Raw genomic sequence first — 14,151 nt, 5'->3', positions numbered from 1 at the left:
ATAACCAGTTTTCCTAAACAAGTTCTAATAAAAATCCCCTCCTGTTGGAAGGGATTTTTTTAGTATCAAACTATAATCACTTTCGGATCACTTTTACTTTATAGATACCATCTTCAAAATAAACGCCATGAATATCAGTCTCAAATCCTGGATAATGGTTCCCAATTTCACACAACATTTCTAGAAAATCTAATACAGGACGAGATTTTTCAGTTACCATTTCGCCAGGTAAAACTAAAGGTACACCTGGTGGATATGGTAAAATCATATTGGCACTTACCTCATTCATCATATCAGACAATGGGATACCTACAGCATGCCCATGTAACTCTTCTTGCCATGCATGATGTGGTGTCATCTTCATTTCTGGAAGAACATCAAAAGCTTTATACATTAAATCTGGTAATTTATATTTAATTACTAAATTATGAATCCCCTGTGCAAGCTCTTGTACTCTCATTTTTTCATAAAATACTGGATCTTCAGCATACAATGAAGGTAAGAAATCTTTAACTAATTGATTTTGATCGTAACCACGTTTAAATTCAATCAATGCTCTAAGTAATTGCATTGATTTTGTATTATCAATACCAATCGAGAACAAGAAAAGCATACTGTATGGACCTGTTTTTTCAACAACAATACCATGATCATCTAAAAATTTAGAAACAATAGCAGCAGGAATACCTCTATCTGCTAATGTCCCATTTTCTTTCATCCCTGGTGTCAAAATGGTTACTTTAATTGGATCTAAGAACATATGATCTGCATCAATATCTTTGAATCCATGCCAATGATCTTCAGGTTTTAATGGCCAGCATTCCATTGTATCAATATTTTCTGGTTGCCATACATCAAAAAACCATGAATCGGACTCTGAGCGTAATTTTTTAATTTCCTTTCTAAATTTTATAGCACGATCGATAGAACTTTGAATGAGTCGGTGTCCAGATTTTCCTTTCATCATTGCCGCAGAAATTTCTGCCGATGCTACTATTCCATATAGTGGTGAGGTCGATGTATGCATCATATAAGCTTCATTAAATGATTCATCATCAACTTCGCCTTTAATATGTATCATAGATGCTTGAGAAAAGGCTGCTAATAATTTATGTGTAGATTGTGTTTCATAAAACACTTTACCAGGGATTGCATCGCCACTCATTCCAGCTTTTCCAGCATAAATCTCATTAAAGTTAGTGTAAGGGACCCACGCACTATCAAAATGGATAAATTTAGTATTTAACTGTTCTTTAATGAATCGTGTATTGTAAAATAAACCGTCATAAGTTGAATTAGTAATCACAGCATACGTTGGTTGAGTTGCACCCGGGGTAGATGCAATTTTTTGTTCAATTACCTCTTGTGTAAATTCACTTTTTGGTATTCCACCCAAGATCCCATATGCATTTCTAGTTGGTCTGAAATAAATTGGAACAACATCCGACATCATCATCATGTGTGTAATAGATTTATGACAGTTTCTATCAATTAAAACTGTACTACCAGCTGGTGCTGAATACATCCCTACAATTTTATTAGCTGTAGATGTACCATTTGTAACAATATAAGATCTATCAGCATTAAATGTTTTTGCAATATATTTTTCTGCATCTTTATGTGGTCCAGAATGATCTAGCAAAGATCCTAATTCCCCCATTGAAATAGAAATATCTGCCTTAAATGCATTAGGTCCATAAAATTCATAGAATAAGCTACCAACAGGACTCTTCGTAAATGCTGTTCCTCCCATATGGCCAGGAGTACAAAACGTATATTTTTCAGCATTAACATACTTAAATAAGGCTTTAGTGAGAGGAGGTAAAATAGTATCTTTATACTCATCTGTAGCTTGTTGAATCTTATGGACAATATCTTCAACGTTACTCAATGCATATTCAAAAAAGTAAATGTTAGATTTTAAATCATTGAGTTCAATATCTAGCGAATTAGTATTACTTGAAAAGGCGTAGATAGGTAATAATTCATTAATATTTGAAATATTATGGCAAAGTGTTAGAGAATAAACATCCCAATCAAAAATAACACCGCATACTCTAGGATTTATTTCTAGAAGATTAATTAAATCTTCCTCATTTTTGACAGATAAAATATCATATCCTAGCTCTCGAAGAGAGCATTCAATTTTATTCTCTGGATCCTTTTTAAAACAATCTTCTGGATTATTCAAAATAGCAATAGTTTTCATATTACATCTCCTATACTAAAAAATTAATAGAATTTAATAAAAATATTCATTAATTAAATAATTTTATTAGATGAAAATCGTAATCTTTAAAACTAGTTTTAGTTTCTATTTATCGCTTTTAAGCGTACCAATTTACGAGCATAATATATAAAAATACTTAATGAAATAACAGCAAATTTCCCTACCAAAAAAATCTATCAATAGCAATGAAGATAATAAATATATAATTCATTATTTCATACAACTAATTCAGTAAATTTTAATCAAATTTACCTTATATTAATAAATAATTGCAATATTAGATTTATTATCTTAACTATCATTATAGTTAAATTAAATTTAGACCAAACATCTTCAGAATATATTTAATATCATAATGCTACGCTCAGTATTCTATAACTTTACTATTAAGAGGGTATTATAAATAGAGATAGTCTTAATTTAGATCAATTTTTACTCAAAAAAAAAAAAATAAGTGCAATTACTTGCACTTATTTTTAGAATAAAAAAATTATTTTTGCAAAGGTGGCACTTCGCGTCCGCGGGCTGCGTAAAATTCTTTTACGAATTCATCGAAGGTGCCTTCTTCAATACGTTGGCGAATTTTAGCCATTAGGCGTTGGTAGTAACGTAAGTTATGAATGGTGTTTAAGCGTGCGCCTAAAATTTCATTACATTTATCAAGATGATAGAGATAAGCTCGTGTGTAATTTTTACATGTATAGCAATCACATTCTGGATCTAATGGACTTGTGTCATCACGGTATTTTGCGTTACGAATTTTCACTACGCCACCTGTTACGAATAAATGACCATTACGTGCATTGCGAGTTGGCATCACGCAGTCAAACATATCGATTCCACGGCGAACACCCTCTACCAAGTCTTCTGGTTTACCCACACCCATTAGGTAACGTGGTTTATCTTCTGGTAATTGCGGGCAGGTAAATTCAAGAATTCGGTGCATATCTTCTTTTGGTTCGCCAACAGCTAATCCACCCACAGCATAACCATCAAAGCCAATTTCTTTCAATCCATCGAGGGATACTTGACGTAACTCTTCAAAGACACCACCTTGTACAATCCCGAAAAGTGCATTTTTATTTTCTAATTCATCAAAGCGATCACGGCTGCGTTTTGCCCAACGTAGGGACATTTCCATTGATTTTTTGGTGTAGTCAAAGGTTGATGGGTATGGCGCACACTCATCGAAGATCATTACAATGTCAGATCCTAGATCATATTGGATCTCCATTGATTTTTCTGGTGATAAGAAAATGCGTTCACCATTAATTGGATTTTGGAATTTAACCCCTTCCTCAGTGATCTTTCTTAATTTACCCAAACTAAATACTTGGAAACCGCCACTATCAGTTAAAATTGGGCGATGCCATTGCATGAAATCATGTAGATCACCATGCTTACGCATCACTTCTTGTCCTGGACGCAACCATAAATGGAAAGTATTACCTAAACAAATTTCTGCACCCGTTGCACGGACTTCTTCTGGCGTCATGCCTTTAACTGTACCGTAAGTCCCAACTGGCATAAATGCGGGAGTTTCGACTGTGCACTGCCCTTGCGGACGATCGAATGTCATCGTCCCACGGCGTGCATTACCGTCTTTTTTATGTAATGTAAATTTCATAGAATAAATTTCCTTGAATAAACAGTTCGAGGGTTAAAAGACGCCCCATTTTTCATAAATTTTTATGATTTTTAGGGCGTGATAAAAAATTAAGCTTGATTTTTAGTGATAAACATTGCATCGCCATAACTAAAGAATCGATATTTATTCTCTACCGCCTCTTTATAAGCTTGCATCGTATGATCAAACCCAGCAAAAGCACTCACTAGCATGATAAGGGTACTTTCTGGTAAGTGGAAGTTTGTAATCATTGCATCCACGACACGGAATTTTTTACCAGGATAAATAAAAATACTAGTATCACTGAAGAAAGGCTCAATAATTTGTTGCGCGTGATTTTCTTCTGCGCGTAATGCCGCACTTTCAATAGAGCGAACAGATGTTGTTCCAACAGCGATAACACGTTTACCACGTGCTTTCGTTTCAAGAATTAAATCAACCACATCTTGAGGCACTTCTGCATATTCACTGTGCATCACGTGATCTTCAATTCTTTCTACACGGACTGGTTGAAAAGTTCCCGCCCCAACATGCAAGGTAACAAATGCAAAATTAACGCCTTTCGCTTTAAGTTGGGCTAAGAGTTCATCATCAAAATGTAAACCCGCTGTCGGTGCCGCAACTGCTCCAGGCACTTTGCTATAAACGGTTTGATAAAGCTCTTTATCCGCATCTTCATCAGGACGATCAATATAAGGTGGAAGTGGAATATGCCCTGCTTCTTGTAAACGTTCTAATAAAGTTTCTGTTGTATTTAACAATTTCAACTCAAATAAGGCATCATGACGGGCAACCATTTCCATTTCAAAACCATTCCCCTCACCCAACTTATCTTCACCTAGAATTAAAACAGTCCCTTCTTTAGGCGCTTTAGACGCACGAACATGTGCCAAACAACGTTTATCATCCAAGATGCGTTCAACTAATACCTCAATTTTCCCGCCACTTGTTTTTTTACCAAACATACGGGCTGGAATAACTCGGGTATTATTAAAAATCACTAAATCTCCTTCTTCAATACAATCTAGTACATCAGAAAAGTGACCGTGGCTCAATTCTCCTGTCGTCCCATTTAAAGTTAAAAGACGACAAGACTTACGATCGGGTACTGGGTAACGAGCAATCAGCTCATCAGGTAAATCAAAATAAAAATCAGAAACTCGCATAATTCATTACGTAATAAGAAATAAAAAAACAAGACGCTAGTCTAGTGGTATTTGGCATGAACCTCAAGGATGAGGATAAAAAAAAGCCCCATTGAGGAAATGGGGCTAAAGTTTGGAGTCATACTTTTAGGGTATGAGGCGTATTATAGACTTTTAATTCACATTTGCAACACTTTTTTAACAAAAAAATAATATTTATTTGTTTTTTACAAAATTTATATACAAAAATTAAGGTTTTTGATCTGTTTTCTTACATATTGGGTCAATTAATACACTAATTTTAGACAGGGTAAAAATTTAATTGGTTAGTTTAAGAAAATGAGAGGGGTAATATCTTGAATTTAAAATAAAAAAAAGCCCCATTGAGGAAATGGGGCTAAAGTTTGGAGTCATACTTTTAGGGTATGAGGCGTATTATAGACTTTTATTTTACATTTGCAACATTTTTTTAACATTTTTTCAATCTATTTCTTTTTATTGATTAAAAATCATAAACTTTCTTTTAGTGTTGTTTTTTTTTTGTACAATTATGTATCGTTACATGATGTAACAAACGAATCTTTTAAACTTTATAAAACAAATTAATTTTTGGAAATTTTTATGAAAAAAACACTTTTTGTACTCATTCCAAGCCTTATGCTTAGTGCAGCAGCTTATGCTGATAATTTTAATAATGCCGCAGAAATCGATAATAATACTGGTTTTTATATTTCTGCCAATGCAAATTTTGCAAAAACAAAAATGCCATTCGATTCTGTCGATGCTGATCTTCAACCATTAGAACGCTCTGGTTTCACTCCAGCAGTAGCTATAGGTTATGATTTCGGCCCTGTTCGTACTGAAATTAATTATGAAGATTTAGGTACATTGACCAGTAGCGATCCCTACATTAAAGGCGATTTAAAAGTCAGAAATGTAGGTATCACGACTGTATATAACTTTAGACCTCAAGCGGATATTCAGCCATATGTAGGCGGACGTGTGATGTACACACAATTTAAAGCTGATGATCAATTAACTCAAAGCTTAGCTGCTCAAGGAATTGAATTAAAATCAAACCATATGGGATTGGGCGTTGTTGGCGGCGTTGAATACAAAGTAATTGATAACTTACTTGTAGGCGTAAACGCGAATTGGGATCTACTTAGTGGCGATCCTGCAAACTCGCTTGGCGGTGGCTTAACACTTCGCTTTAAATTCTAAGAGGCATTATGAAAAAATATATTCTTGCATTACTTGGCGCAAGCCTATTAAGTGGTTGTGCAACTGTACCACTCGCTACTCAAGAGGCCGATCAACAAGCTAAACAATTTGTTGCACCGAAAGATAAAGCTGCATTATATATTTATCGTAATTCATTTTTTGGGGGGGCAGTAAAGAAAACCCTCGTAGTTGATAAAAAGCCTATTGGGGAAACTGGTGCTTATGTGTACTTTTATAAACAGCTCAAACCAGGTGAACATCAACTTGCTACCGAATCTGTATTGACTTACAACCATTACAAAGTAAATATGCAAGCAGGCAAAATATATTGTTTCCACCAATATCTGTGGCCTAGTTTGCTATGGGCAGGATCAAGTTTGTCACAAGTTTCACTAGAAACTTGTAAAAAAGCAATAAGTTCTCTGCAACTAGGAAAATCTTTCGGATAAAAGCAAAGGCATCATTACGATGCCTTTTTATTTTTTATCTGATTTATTTGCTATGTGGATTACGTGTATTCGTATCGGTTAGATTACGCATAAGTAAAGCAAAATTCAGATCTAAATCTTGAGGAACATCAAGGAATACAAAATGTCCATCGCCTTTACCTGCCTCTACTTCTTCACCTTTACGGTTCACTAGGCGATTAATTTGCATCGTGATATTACCTTGCGGAGTCATCACTTCTACACTATCCCCTAGTAGGAATTTATTTTTAACTGCAACTTCTGCCATGCCTTCTGCATTACGGTTTCCAGTAAATTCACCTACAAATTGTTGACGTTCAGAGATGGAATAACCGTAATCATAATTTTGATATTCATCATGGGTATGACGGCGTAAGAAGCCTTCTGTATAGCCACGGTGGGCAAGACTTTCTAAGGTTGTCATTAAGCTTTCGTCAAATGGTTTGCCCGCTGCGGCATCATCAATCGCTTTACGGTAAACTTGAGCGGTACGTGCGCAGTAATAGAAAGATTTAGTACGACCTTCGATTTTTAGAGAATGCACGCCAAGTTTTGTCAATTCTTCGACATGTTGAACTGCACGTAAATCTTTAGAGTTCATAATGTAAGTGCCATGTTCATCTTCAAATGCCGCCATTTGTTCTTCAGGGCGTTGGCTTTCTGCTAATAAGAAAACTTTTTCTGTTGTTGGACCTTCACCTAAAGTTGGTGCAATATTTTTAACAGGGATTTCTTCACCTACGTTAACGATATTTCCGACTTCGTCTTCTTTGCCCTCAGTTACGGAATATTCCCAACGGCACGCATTGGTACAAGTTCCTTGGTTAGGATCACGTTTATTGATGTATCCAGAAAGTAAGCAACGACCAGAGTATGCCATGCAAAGTGCACCATGGACGAACACTTCAAGTTCCATCTCTGGGACTTTTTCACGAATTTCTGCGATCTCTTGGATTGATAATTCGCGAGATAAAATAACACGGGTTAAGCCCATTTGTTGCCAGAATTTAACTGTTGCCCAGTTTACTGCATTCGCTTGAACCGAAAGATGAATTGGCATATCAGGAAATGCTTCACGCACCATCATAATAAGCCCTGCATCAGACATGATTAGTGCATCAGGCTTCATTGCCACAACAGGCTCTAAGTCTTTGATAAATGTTTTTAATTTTGAGTTATGCGGTGCAATATTCACCACAACATAAAATTTCTTACCAAGTGCGTGAGCTTCATCAATACCGATTTTTAAATTAGCGTGGTTAAATTCATTGTTACGCACACGTAAACTATAACGTGGTTGCCCCGCATAAACGGCATCAGCACCATACGCAAATGCATAGCGCATATTTTTAAGTGAGCCCGCTGGGGAAAGTAATTCTGGTTTATTCATTTTGTTCTCTCTGAGTTCAGGTCAGTCATCGCTATGGCGATGAATTAAAAGAAAATTATTATAATTTTAAGTAGTAATTTTTCTCAAAAAATCACTGCTTTCAAAAATATAAAAAAACCTAGCCCAAAGGCTAGGTTTTCTACATTGTGAAGAATAAATTATTCTGCAACAACGTCTACGATTAAGCTTGCAAATACTTCTGGGTGAAGTTGGAAACGAACTTCGTGTTCACCAAGGGTACGGATAGGACCAGTTGATAAACGAACTTCACTTTTCGCAACTTGAACGCCAGCAGCAGTTACTGCATCAGCAACATCGCGAGTAGTGATTGAACCGAATAAACGACCTTCATCACCAGCTTTAGAAGCGATAGTTACTTTAGCTAATTCAGCTAATTGTGCAGCACGAGCTTGTGCTTGAGCTAAAACTTCAGCAGCTTTTGCTTCAAGTTCAGCACGACGGCTTTCAAAATATTCTACGTTTGCTGCGGTTGCCATTACTGCTTTACCTTGTGGGATTAAGTAGTTACGTGCAAAACCTGCTTTAACGTTCACTTGTTCACCGATGTTACCAAGGTGAGCGAGTTTTTCTAATAAAATAACTTGCATTTACTGTACTCCTTGCAACTAGTGTTGGTTGTCAGTGTATGGAAGTAACGCTAAGAAACGCGCGCGTTTGATTGCACGAGCTAATTGACGTTGATACTTCGCACGAGTACCAGTAATACGGCTTGGGACAATTTTGCCGCTTTCAGAAATGTAGTTCTTTAATGTTGCGATATCTTTGTAATCGATTTCAGTAACATTTTCCGCTGTGAAACGGCAGAACTTACGACGACGGAAATAACGTGCCATGTGGCGATTCTCCTAATCTATAAATTCGATCTGCTCGGCGTGTAATACTAATTGCGTTAATTGATTTGGCGCTTTTTGCGAAATCAAGAAACCAACAATAAAGAGATCCACACCGACCGTAATGCTTTGTGTCTTTGCTATTAAATCTGCCCCGCTAATTTGAACCGGGATTTTACACCAAACTTGGCGCTGAAATCCTGCTTCTTGGCGGTAAGAACGATGCTCAAAAATAAATTGGCAATGTTCTATACCATTCGGGGTTCTCATCCTTTTAGGGAAAGTGGAAACTTTACCCGTTAAAGATAAACGATTTGAAATAGACAATTACTCGCCAGCATCCTCAGTATCGTTGATTTCAACTTCAGTTACAGCTTTGCGTTCGTCGCGTGCTTTAACCATTGGGGACGCTTCTGTTACGGCGTGCTTAGTGCGCATAATCGCGTTACGAAGAACTGCATCGTTGTAACGGAATGTTGTTTCTAGCTCGTCGATTACTGTTTGAGGCGCTTCTACATTCATAAGCACATAGTGTGCTTTATGTAATTTGTTGATTGGGTATGCTAATTGACGGCGACCCCAATCTTCTAAACGATGAATTTTACCACCAGCTTCTGTGATAGAGTTGGTGTAACGTTCAATCATCGCAGGTACTTGTTCGCTTTGGTCTGGATGAACCATAAAAACGATTTCGTAGTGACGCATTGCTGCTCCTTACGGGTTAATCAGCCTCCGACTGTAAGACCAGTCGCCAATCTTGCGGAAGCAAGGAACGAAAAAATGAACACGACTGTAAGTTGCGGAATTATACAGTGCTTATTTTAAATAACAAGATTTTTTATAATAAATCAAAAAATTTTCCGATTTTCGGGGCGTGATTACATCCAGCGATTATTGCGGATAATCCCTACCGCTACACCTTCAATTTCAAAAGTCGGATTCTGATTTAAATCTACGACAATCGGTGCGAAGTCATCGTTTTCCGCATGAAGGTAAATCATATTACCCTGTTTAACCAAACGTTTTACTGTGACTTCATCGTCAATGCGAGCAACAACAACCTGCCCATTACGTACGTCTTTCGTATGATGAACAGCAAGAAGATCACCATCTAAAATGCCAATATTCTTCATTGATTCTCCATACACACGTAACAAGAAATCTGCTGCAGGATTAAACATTTGCGGATCGATATGATAAATACTATCAATATGTTCTTCCGCTAAAATCGGCTCGCCCGCTGCCACTCTCCCAATCAGAGGAATCCCCTCCTCTACAGGTTCATCTTCAGCAATTAAACGAATACCACGAGATACACCCGATAGAATTTCAATAACCCCTTTTCGAGCCAAGGCTTTTAAATGTTCTTCGGCAGCATTCGCTGAGCGAAATCCAAGTTCTTTGGCGATTTCTGCACGAGTAGGTGGCATGCCCGTACTATCGATATGACTTTTCAGCAAATTATAGACTTGCTGTTGTCTTTCTGTTAACTTTTTGAGCATTTTTATTGCAACCCCTGTTTTTTTATACAATATATTTATGTCATTCTATACATCTTTATTCATTATGCAATGCTTTCTTTCGCACAAAAAGCTAACTTTTTGAGGTAAAATAAGGTAAATTATTCTTAATTTATTAATCACTGGTAATAAATATGTCTTTTTTATTAAACCTTTACCGACAGGCCTTAGATTTTCCCTTGTCATTTTTGGTAAAAAATAATCCTATTCCACAACATCCAATTGATGAACTAAATTTAGATCTATCACAACCGGTTGTTTATATTCTCCCTTATACTTCACAAACAGACTTTGTCATTTTACGCAGAAACTGTTTAAGCGTAGGATTGCCAGATCCTGCGGAACACAATGATATTGCAGGAAAATCCTTACCTCGATATGTTTTTTTAGACAAAGGTAACAGTGTTTTTCGTGGTAAAACGGCTAAAAAAGAAACCATTAATATTTTCAATCAATATTTAGATTTACATCGTAAAGATCCACATTTAAATGTTCAAATTATTCCAGCATCTGTTTTATGGGGTCGATCACCTGGTCACGAAGGTAGCTCGGGGCTACCAAAACTTCGCTTATTAAATAGCTTACAAAAAATGATTGCAGCAATTTGGTTTGGTCGTGATACCTTCGTACGTTTCTCACAAGCCGTTTCATTGCGTTATATGGTAAATGAGTATGGTAACGATCCAAAATTAGCAACAAAACTAACTCGTGTCGCTAAAATTCATTTTTCTAAACAACGTATTTCTGCAACAGGTCCACGCCTTCCAAACCGCCAGGCTATGTTCCGTAATCTTATGCAATCCCCTGCTGTGCTTCAGGCTATTGATGATGAAATCCGTTTAAAAAATGTCACTCCAGAAAAAGCTAAACGTGAAGCTTATAAAATTATGGATGAGATTGCTGCTAACGTAAATTATGAAGGTTTACGTTTAGCTGACCGTTTCTTACGCTGGCTTTGGAACAAGCTTTATCAAGGGATTAATGTACAAAACGCAGATCGCGTGCGTAAATTGGCATTAGAAGGTCATGAAATTGTTTATATTCCATGTCACCGTAGCCATATTGACTACTTACTACTTTCTTATTTACTCTACCATCAGGGTTTAGTTCCACCGCATATTGCCGCAGGGATTAACCTTAATTTCTGGCCAGTAGGGTCAATGTTCCGCCGTGGTGGCGCATTCTTCATTCGCCGTAGTTTCAAAGGGAATCGTCTTTACGCCACCATTTTCCGTGAATATTTAGCAGAACTCTTTTATCGTGGTTATTCTGTTGAATATTTCATTGAGGGTGGTCGTTCTCGCACAGGACGCTTGCTCACACCAAAAACAGGAATGATGTCAATGACATTGCAAGCCTTGCAACAAGATCAACGTCGTCCGATTTCGATCGTACCTGTGTACATTGGTTATGAGCATGTTATTGAAGTAGATACCTACGCAAAAGAGCTACGTGGTGCAGAAAAAGAAAAAGAAAATGCAGGACTAGTGATTCGCGTTATTAAAAAATTACGTAAACTTGGTAAAGCTTATGTAAACTTTGGTGAACCAATCAGTATTGCGAATTACCTCAACCAACACTATCCAGAATGGAAAGAGAAAGGTGAGGCAGAAAATGATGCACGTGCACCTTGGTTTAGTTCTGCTGTAGAAAATATTTCTAATAAAGTTATGGTGCATATTAATAATGCAGCCGCCGTGAATGCGATGAACTTAATTGGTACTGCGCTCCTTTCTTCACGTCAACGTGCATTAAGTAAAGAGCAACTTATTGAACAATTAGAAAGTTACCAAGATTTCCTGACCAACGTTCCTTATTCTCAAGATATGACACTTCCTCAGGAAACACCTGCCGAAATGGTAGAATATGCCTTCAATTTAGATCGCATGGGACTTTTAGTTGAGAAAGATAACTTTGGTGAAATCATTCGCCTACAACGAGATGCTGCGGTATTGATGACTTATTATCGTAATAATATTCAACATATTTTGGCACTCCCTTCTTTAGTTGCAAGCCTTATCTTGCATTATGAAGCAATCCAAAAGGATTTGGTTATTGATACGGCGAAGAAACTTTATCCATTCTTACAAAAAGAATTATTCTTACGTTTCAACGAAGAAGAACTTCATGCGTATTTGGAAGCAATTATTACAGAATTTGAACGTCAAAATCTCATTCAATGCAATGCCAATATTCTGACATTGAACAAATCTCATGTACGCCCACTCCAACTTTGGTCAGCTGGTGTGCGTGAAATTTTGCAACGTTATAATATTACAATTAGTATTTTACAAAACGAACCTAATATCGCACGTGCTGATTTAGAAAAAAATAGCCAAACAGTTGCACGCCGTTTATCTATTTTACACGGTATCAATGCACCAGAATTCTTTGATAAAGCCGTCTTTACAAACTTCATTAATAGTTTGAAAGAACAAGGCTACATCAATAATCAAGGTATTGCGGATTACCGCAAGCTTTCAAGTTTAAGTACAATTTTAGAACATGTTATTTCAACTGAAGTCACTCTCACAATAAAAAGTGCTGTTGAAACAATCCATGAATAAAATTACATAACAAAAAAGCCACAAAGAAATTTGTGGCTTTTTTATTTTTTAATCTTTATTTTTAACAAAAGAAAATCGGCTTTCTTGTCCACGCCATAGGCGTTGGATATTGTCATGATGACGATAGATAATTAAGCAACACACCATTGCAACAGGGAAAGTAAACTCTGGTTTGACATACCAAACATAAAATGGAACAAGTAATGCGGTAATCACAGCACTTAAAGAGGAGTAACGAGTAAGAACAAAGATGAGAAGCCATGTGCCAAATGTAAATCCAGCGACACTCCAACTAATCGGTGCAATGGCACCAAATGCAGTCGCTACGCCTTTGCCACCTTTAAAGTGGAAAAAAATCGGGAAAATATGTCCTAGACAGGCACAAAGCGCTACCATTCCAAGTTCAAATTGGCTGAGCCCTAAATAATATCCTGCCCAAACTGGAATCATCCCTTTTAAAACATCAAAAATGAATACTGCGAGGGCAACCCAACGACCGCCTAACCTTAATACATTAGTCGCTCCTGGGTTATTAGAGCCAGATTTTCTTGGATCAGGAAGTCCTAAAAAATGACACAATAATATTGCACTGGATACCGAGCCCAGTAAATAGGCACATAACATGTAGAACAAGGCAAATGCTGTCATTTTTTATCCTCTACTTAAAAAAATTTCGTGTATTTTACTCAAAATTGTTAGCATATCGCTACCATAATTTTAGGAGAGACCCAATGGATCATATTTTCATTACTGGATTAACTACAACCGCACAAATCGGTGTTTACGATTGGGAACAACAAATTAGGCAGAAAATCATTTTCGATCTTGAAATGGCTTGGGATTGCCATAAAGCTGCCACCACCGATGATGTGCAATTTTGTTTAAACTATGCCGAAGTTAGCCAAGCTATCATTACATTTTGTCAGGAACATGCTTTCTATTTAGTTGAAAAACTGGCTCATGAAACAGCAATGATGTTATTACAACGTTTCAATATTCCTTGGTTAAAACTCACACTGCATAAACCAAATGCGATTCCTGATGCTCAAAGTGTCGGTATAACAATTGAGCGAACTCACCCCAATTTTTCTTCTTAATTATTTGACGCCCCGATTTTCATAAAAATTTTT

Annotated in this window: 14 protein-coding genes; 4 read left to right on the top strand and 10 right to left on the bottom strand. The window is 36.7% G+C overall.

Features of this window, described 5'->3' with window-relative positions; all coding sequences use genetic code 11:
• Window positions 1–76: 76 nt before the first annotated feature.
• The 3 genes from cadA to queA all read right to left on the bottom strand — a co-directional run bounded on the left by cadA (window position 77) and on the right by queA (window position 5,023).
• On the bottom strand, window positions 77–2,209 hold the full coding sequence (gene cadA / locus EL259_RS05470) for a lysine decarboxylase (RefSeq protein WP_126599733.1): 2,133 nt from the start codon (window positions 2,207–2,209) through the stop codon (window positions 77–79).
• A 511-nt stretch (window positions 2,210–2,720) separates the two neighbouring features.
• The gene (tgt, locus tag EL259_RS05465; RefSeq protein ID WP_126599731.1) at window positions 2,721–3,857 is read right to left on the bottom strand and encodes a tRNA guanosine(34) transglycosylase Tgt; all 1,137 of its coding nucleotides are present in this window, start codon (window positions 3,855–3,857) and stop codon (window positions 2,721–2,723) included.
• Window positions 3,858–3,946: 89 nt separating this feature from the next.
• Window positions 3,947–5,023, bottom strand: coding sequence for a tRNA preQ1(34) S-adenosylmethionine ribosyltransferase-isomerase QueA (queA, locus tag EL259_RS05460; RefSeq protein ID WP_126599729.1), 1,077 nt, complete (start codon window positions 5,021–5,023; stop codon window positions 3,947–3,949).
• A 600-nt stretch (window positions 5,024–5,623) separates the two neighbouring features.
• Here queA and EL259_RS05455 point away from each other — a divergent pair.
• Both EL259_RS05455 and EL259_RS05450 read left to right on the top strand, forming a co-directional pair.
• A complete protein-coding gene (locus EL259_RS05455) occupies window positions 5,624–6,226 on the top strand; it encodes an opacity family porin (protein ID WP_126599727.1) in 603 nt (200 codons plus the stop codon).
• An 8-nt stretch (window positions 6,227–6,234) separates the two neighbouring features.
• Complete coding sequence (locus tag EL259_RS05450) at window positions 6,235–6,675, top strand: DUF2846 domain-containing protein (RefSeq protein WP_126599725.1); 441 nt, start codon at window positions 6,235–6,237, stop codon at window positions 6,673–6,675.
• Between the two features lie 43 nt (window positions 6,676–6,718).
• Here EL259_RS05450 and trhP read toward each other — a convergent pair whose 3' ends face one another.
• The 6 genes from trhP to lexA form a co-directional block, all read right to left on the bottom strand.
• Entirely contained in the window at window positions 6,719–8,083 is a 1,365-nt protein-coding gene (trhP, locus tag EL259_RS05445) for a prephenate-dependent tRNA uridine(34) hydroxylase TrhP (RefSeq protein WP_126599723.1), read from the bottom strand.
• A 158-nt stretch (window positions 8,084–8,241) separates the two neighbouring features.
• Window positions 8,242–8,691: a 50S ribosomal protein L9 gene (gene rplI / locus EL259_RS05440; RefSeq protein WP_126599721.1), complete on the bottom strand. Its 450-nt coding sequence runs from the start codon at window positions 8,689–8,691 to the stop codon at window positions 8,242–8,244.
• 18 nt (window positions 8,692–8,709) lie between these two features.
• Window positions 8,710–8,937: a 30S ribosomal protein S18 gene (gene rpsR, locus EL259_RS05435; RefSeq protein WP_126599720.1), complete on the bottom strand. Its 228-nt coding sequence runs from the start codon at window positions 8,935–8,937 to the stop codon at window positions 8,710–8,712.
• Window positions 8,938–8,949: 12 nt separating this feature from the next.
• Window positions 8,950–9,204, bottom strand: a complete 255-nt coding sequence (priB, locus tag EL259_RS05430; RefSeq protein WP_232019098.1) for a primosomal replication protein N — start codon at window positions 9,202–9,204, stop codon at window positions 8,950–8,952.
• 57 nt (window positions 9,205–9,261) lie between these two features.
• Window positions 9,262–9,639 (bottom strand): 30S ribosomal protein S6, encoded by a 378-nt coding sequence (gene rpsF, locus EL259_RS05425; RefSeq protein WP_126599718.1) that lies wholly within the window; start codon window positions 9,637–9,639, stop codon window positions 9,262–9,264.
• A gap of 173 nt (window positions 9,640–9,812) precedes the next feature.
• Window positions 9,813–10,436: a transcriptional repressor LexA gene (lexA, locus tag EL259_RS05420; protein ID WP_408608222.1), complete on the bottom strand. Its 624-nt coding sequence runs from the start codon at window positions 10,434–10,436 to the stop codon at window positions 9,813–9,815.
• 152 nt (window positions 10,437–10,588) lie between these two features.
• On the opposite strand from lexA, the gene plsB reads away from it, so the two are divergent.
• Complete coding sequence (gene plsB, locus EL259_RS05415) at window positions 10,589–13,021, top strand: glycerol-3-phosphate 1-O-acyltransferase PlsB (protein WP_126599716.1); 2,433 nt, start codon at window positions 10,589–10,591, stop codon at window positions 13,019–13,021.
• Between the two features lie 48 nt (window positions 13,022–13,069).
• Here the strand turns inward: plsB and plsY are convergent, their stop codons facing one another.
• Complete coding sequence (gene plsY, locus EL259_RS05410) at window positions 13,070–13,669, bottom strand: glycerol-3-phosphate 1-O-acyltransferase PlsY (protein ID WP_126599714.1); 600 nt, start codon at window positions 13,667–13,669, stop codon at window positions 13,070–13,072.
• A gap of 83 nt (window positions 13,670–13,752) precedes the next feature.
• On the opposite strand from plsY, the gene folB reads away from it, so the two are divergent.
• A complete protein-coding gene (gene folB / locus EL259_RS05405) occupies window positions 13,753–14,118 on the top strand; it encodes a dihydroneopterin aldolase (RefSeq protein ID WP_126599712.1) in 366 nt (121 codons plus the stop codon).
• Window positions 14,119–14,151: the final 33 nt, after the last annotated feature.

It is taken from the genome of Actinobacillus delphinicola (assembly GCF_900638385.1).
In the GTDB taxonomy this organism is placed as follows: domain Bacteria; phylum Pseudomonadota; class Gammaproteobacteria; order Enterobacterales; family Pasteurellaceae; genus Actinobacillus_C; species Actinobacillus_C delphinicola.
The sequence above is the reverse complement of the archived record's forward strand: the minus strand, read 5'-3'. Positions and strand labels throughout refer to the sequence as shown.

Excerpts from the sequence above, each read along its gene's own strand:
- tgt (WP_126599731.1), bottom strand. The coding sequence starts at position 3,857 with ATGAAATTTACATTACATAAAAAAGACGGTAATGCACGCCGTGGGACG.
- rpsF (WP_126599718.1), bottom strand. The coding sequence starts at position 9,639 with ATGCGTCACTACGAAATCGTTTTTATGGTTCATCCAGACCAAAGCGAA.
- EL259_RS05455 (WP_126599727.1), top strand. The coding sequence starts at position 5,624 with ATGAAAAAAACACTTTTTGTACTCATTCCAAGCCTTATGCTTAGTGCA.
- folB (WP_126599712.1), top strand. The coding sequence starts at position 13,753 with ATGGATCATATTTTCATTACTGGATTAACTACAACCGCACAAATCGGT.
- lexA (WP_408608222.1), bottom strand. The coding sequence starts at position 10,436 with ATGCTCAAAAAGTTAACAGAAAGACAACAGCAAGTCTATAATTTGCTG.
- plsB (WP_126599716.1), top strand. The coding sequence starts at position 10,589 with ATGTCTTTTTTATTAAACCTTTACCGACAGGCCTTAGATTTTCCCTTG.
- trhP (WP_126599723.1), bottom strand. The coding sequence starts at position 8,083 with ATGAATAAACCAGAATTACTTTCCCCAGCGGGCTCACTTAAAAATATG.
- rplI (WP_126599721.1), bottom strand. The coding sequence starts at position 8,691 with ATGCAAGTTATTTTATTAGAAAAACTCGCTCACCTTGGTAACATCGGT.
- cadA (WP_126599733.1), bottom strand. The coding sequence starts at position 2,209 with ATGAAAACTATTGCTATTTTGAATAATCCAGAAGATTGTTTTAAAAAG.
- rpsR (WP_126599720.1), bottom strand. The coding sequence starts at position 8,937 with ATGGCACGTTATTTCCGTCGTCGTAAGTTCTGCCGTTTCACAGCGGAA.
- queA (WP_126599729.1), bottom strand. The coding sequence starts at position 5,023 with ATGCGAGTTTCTGATTTTTATTTTGATTTACCTGATGAGCTGATTGCT.
- plsY (WP_126599714.1), bottom strand. The coding sequence starts at position 13,669 with ATGACAGCATTTGCCTTGTTCTACATGTTATGTGCCTATTTACTGGGC.
- priB (WP_232019098.1), bottom strand. The coding sequence starts at position 9,204 with ATGAGAACCCCGAATGGTATAGAACATTGCCAATTTATTTTTGAGCAT.
- EL259_RS05450 (WP_126599725.1), top strand. The coding sequence starts at position 6,235 with ATGAAAAAATATATTCTTGCATTACTTGGCGCAAGCCTATTAAGTGGT.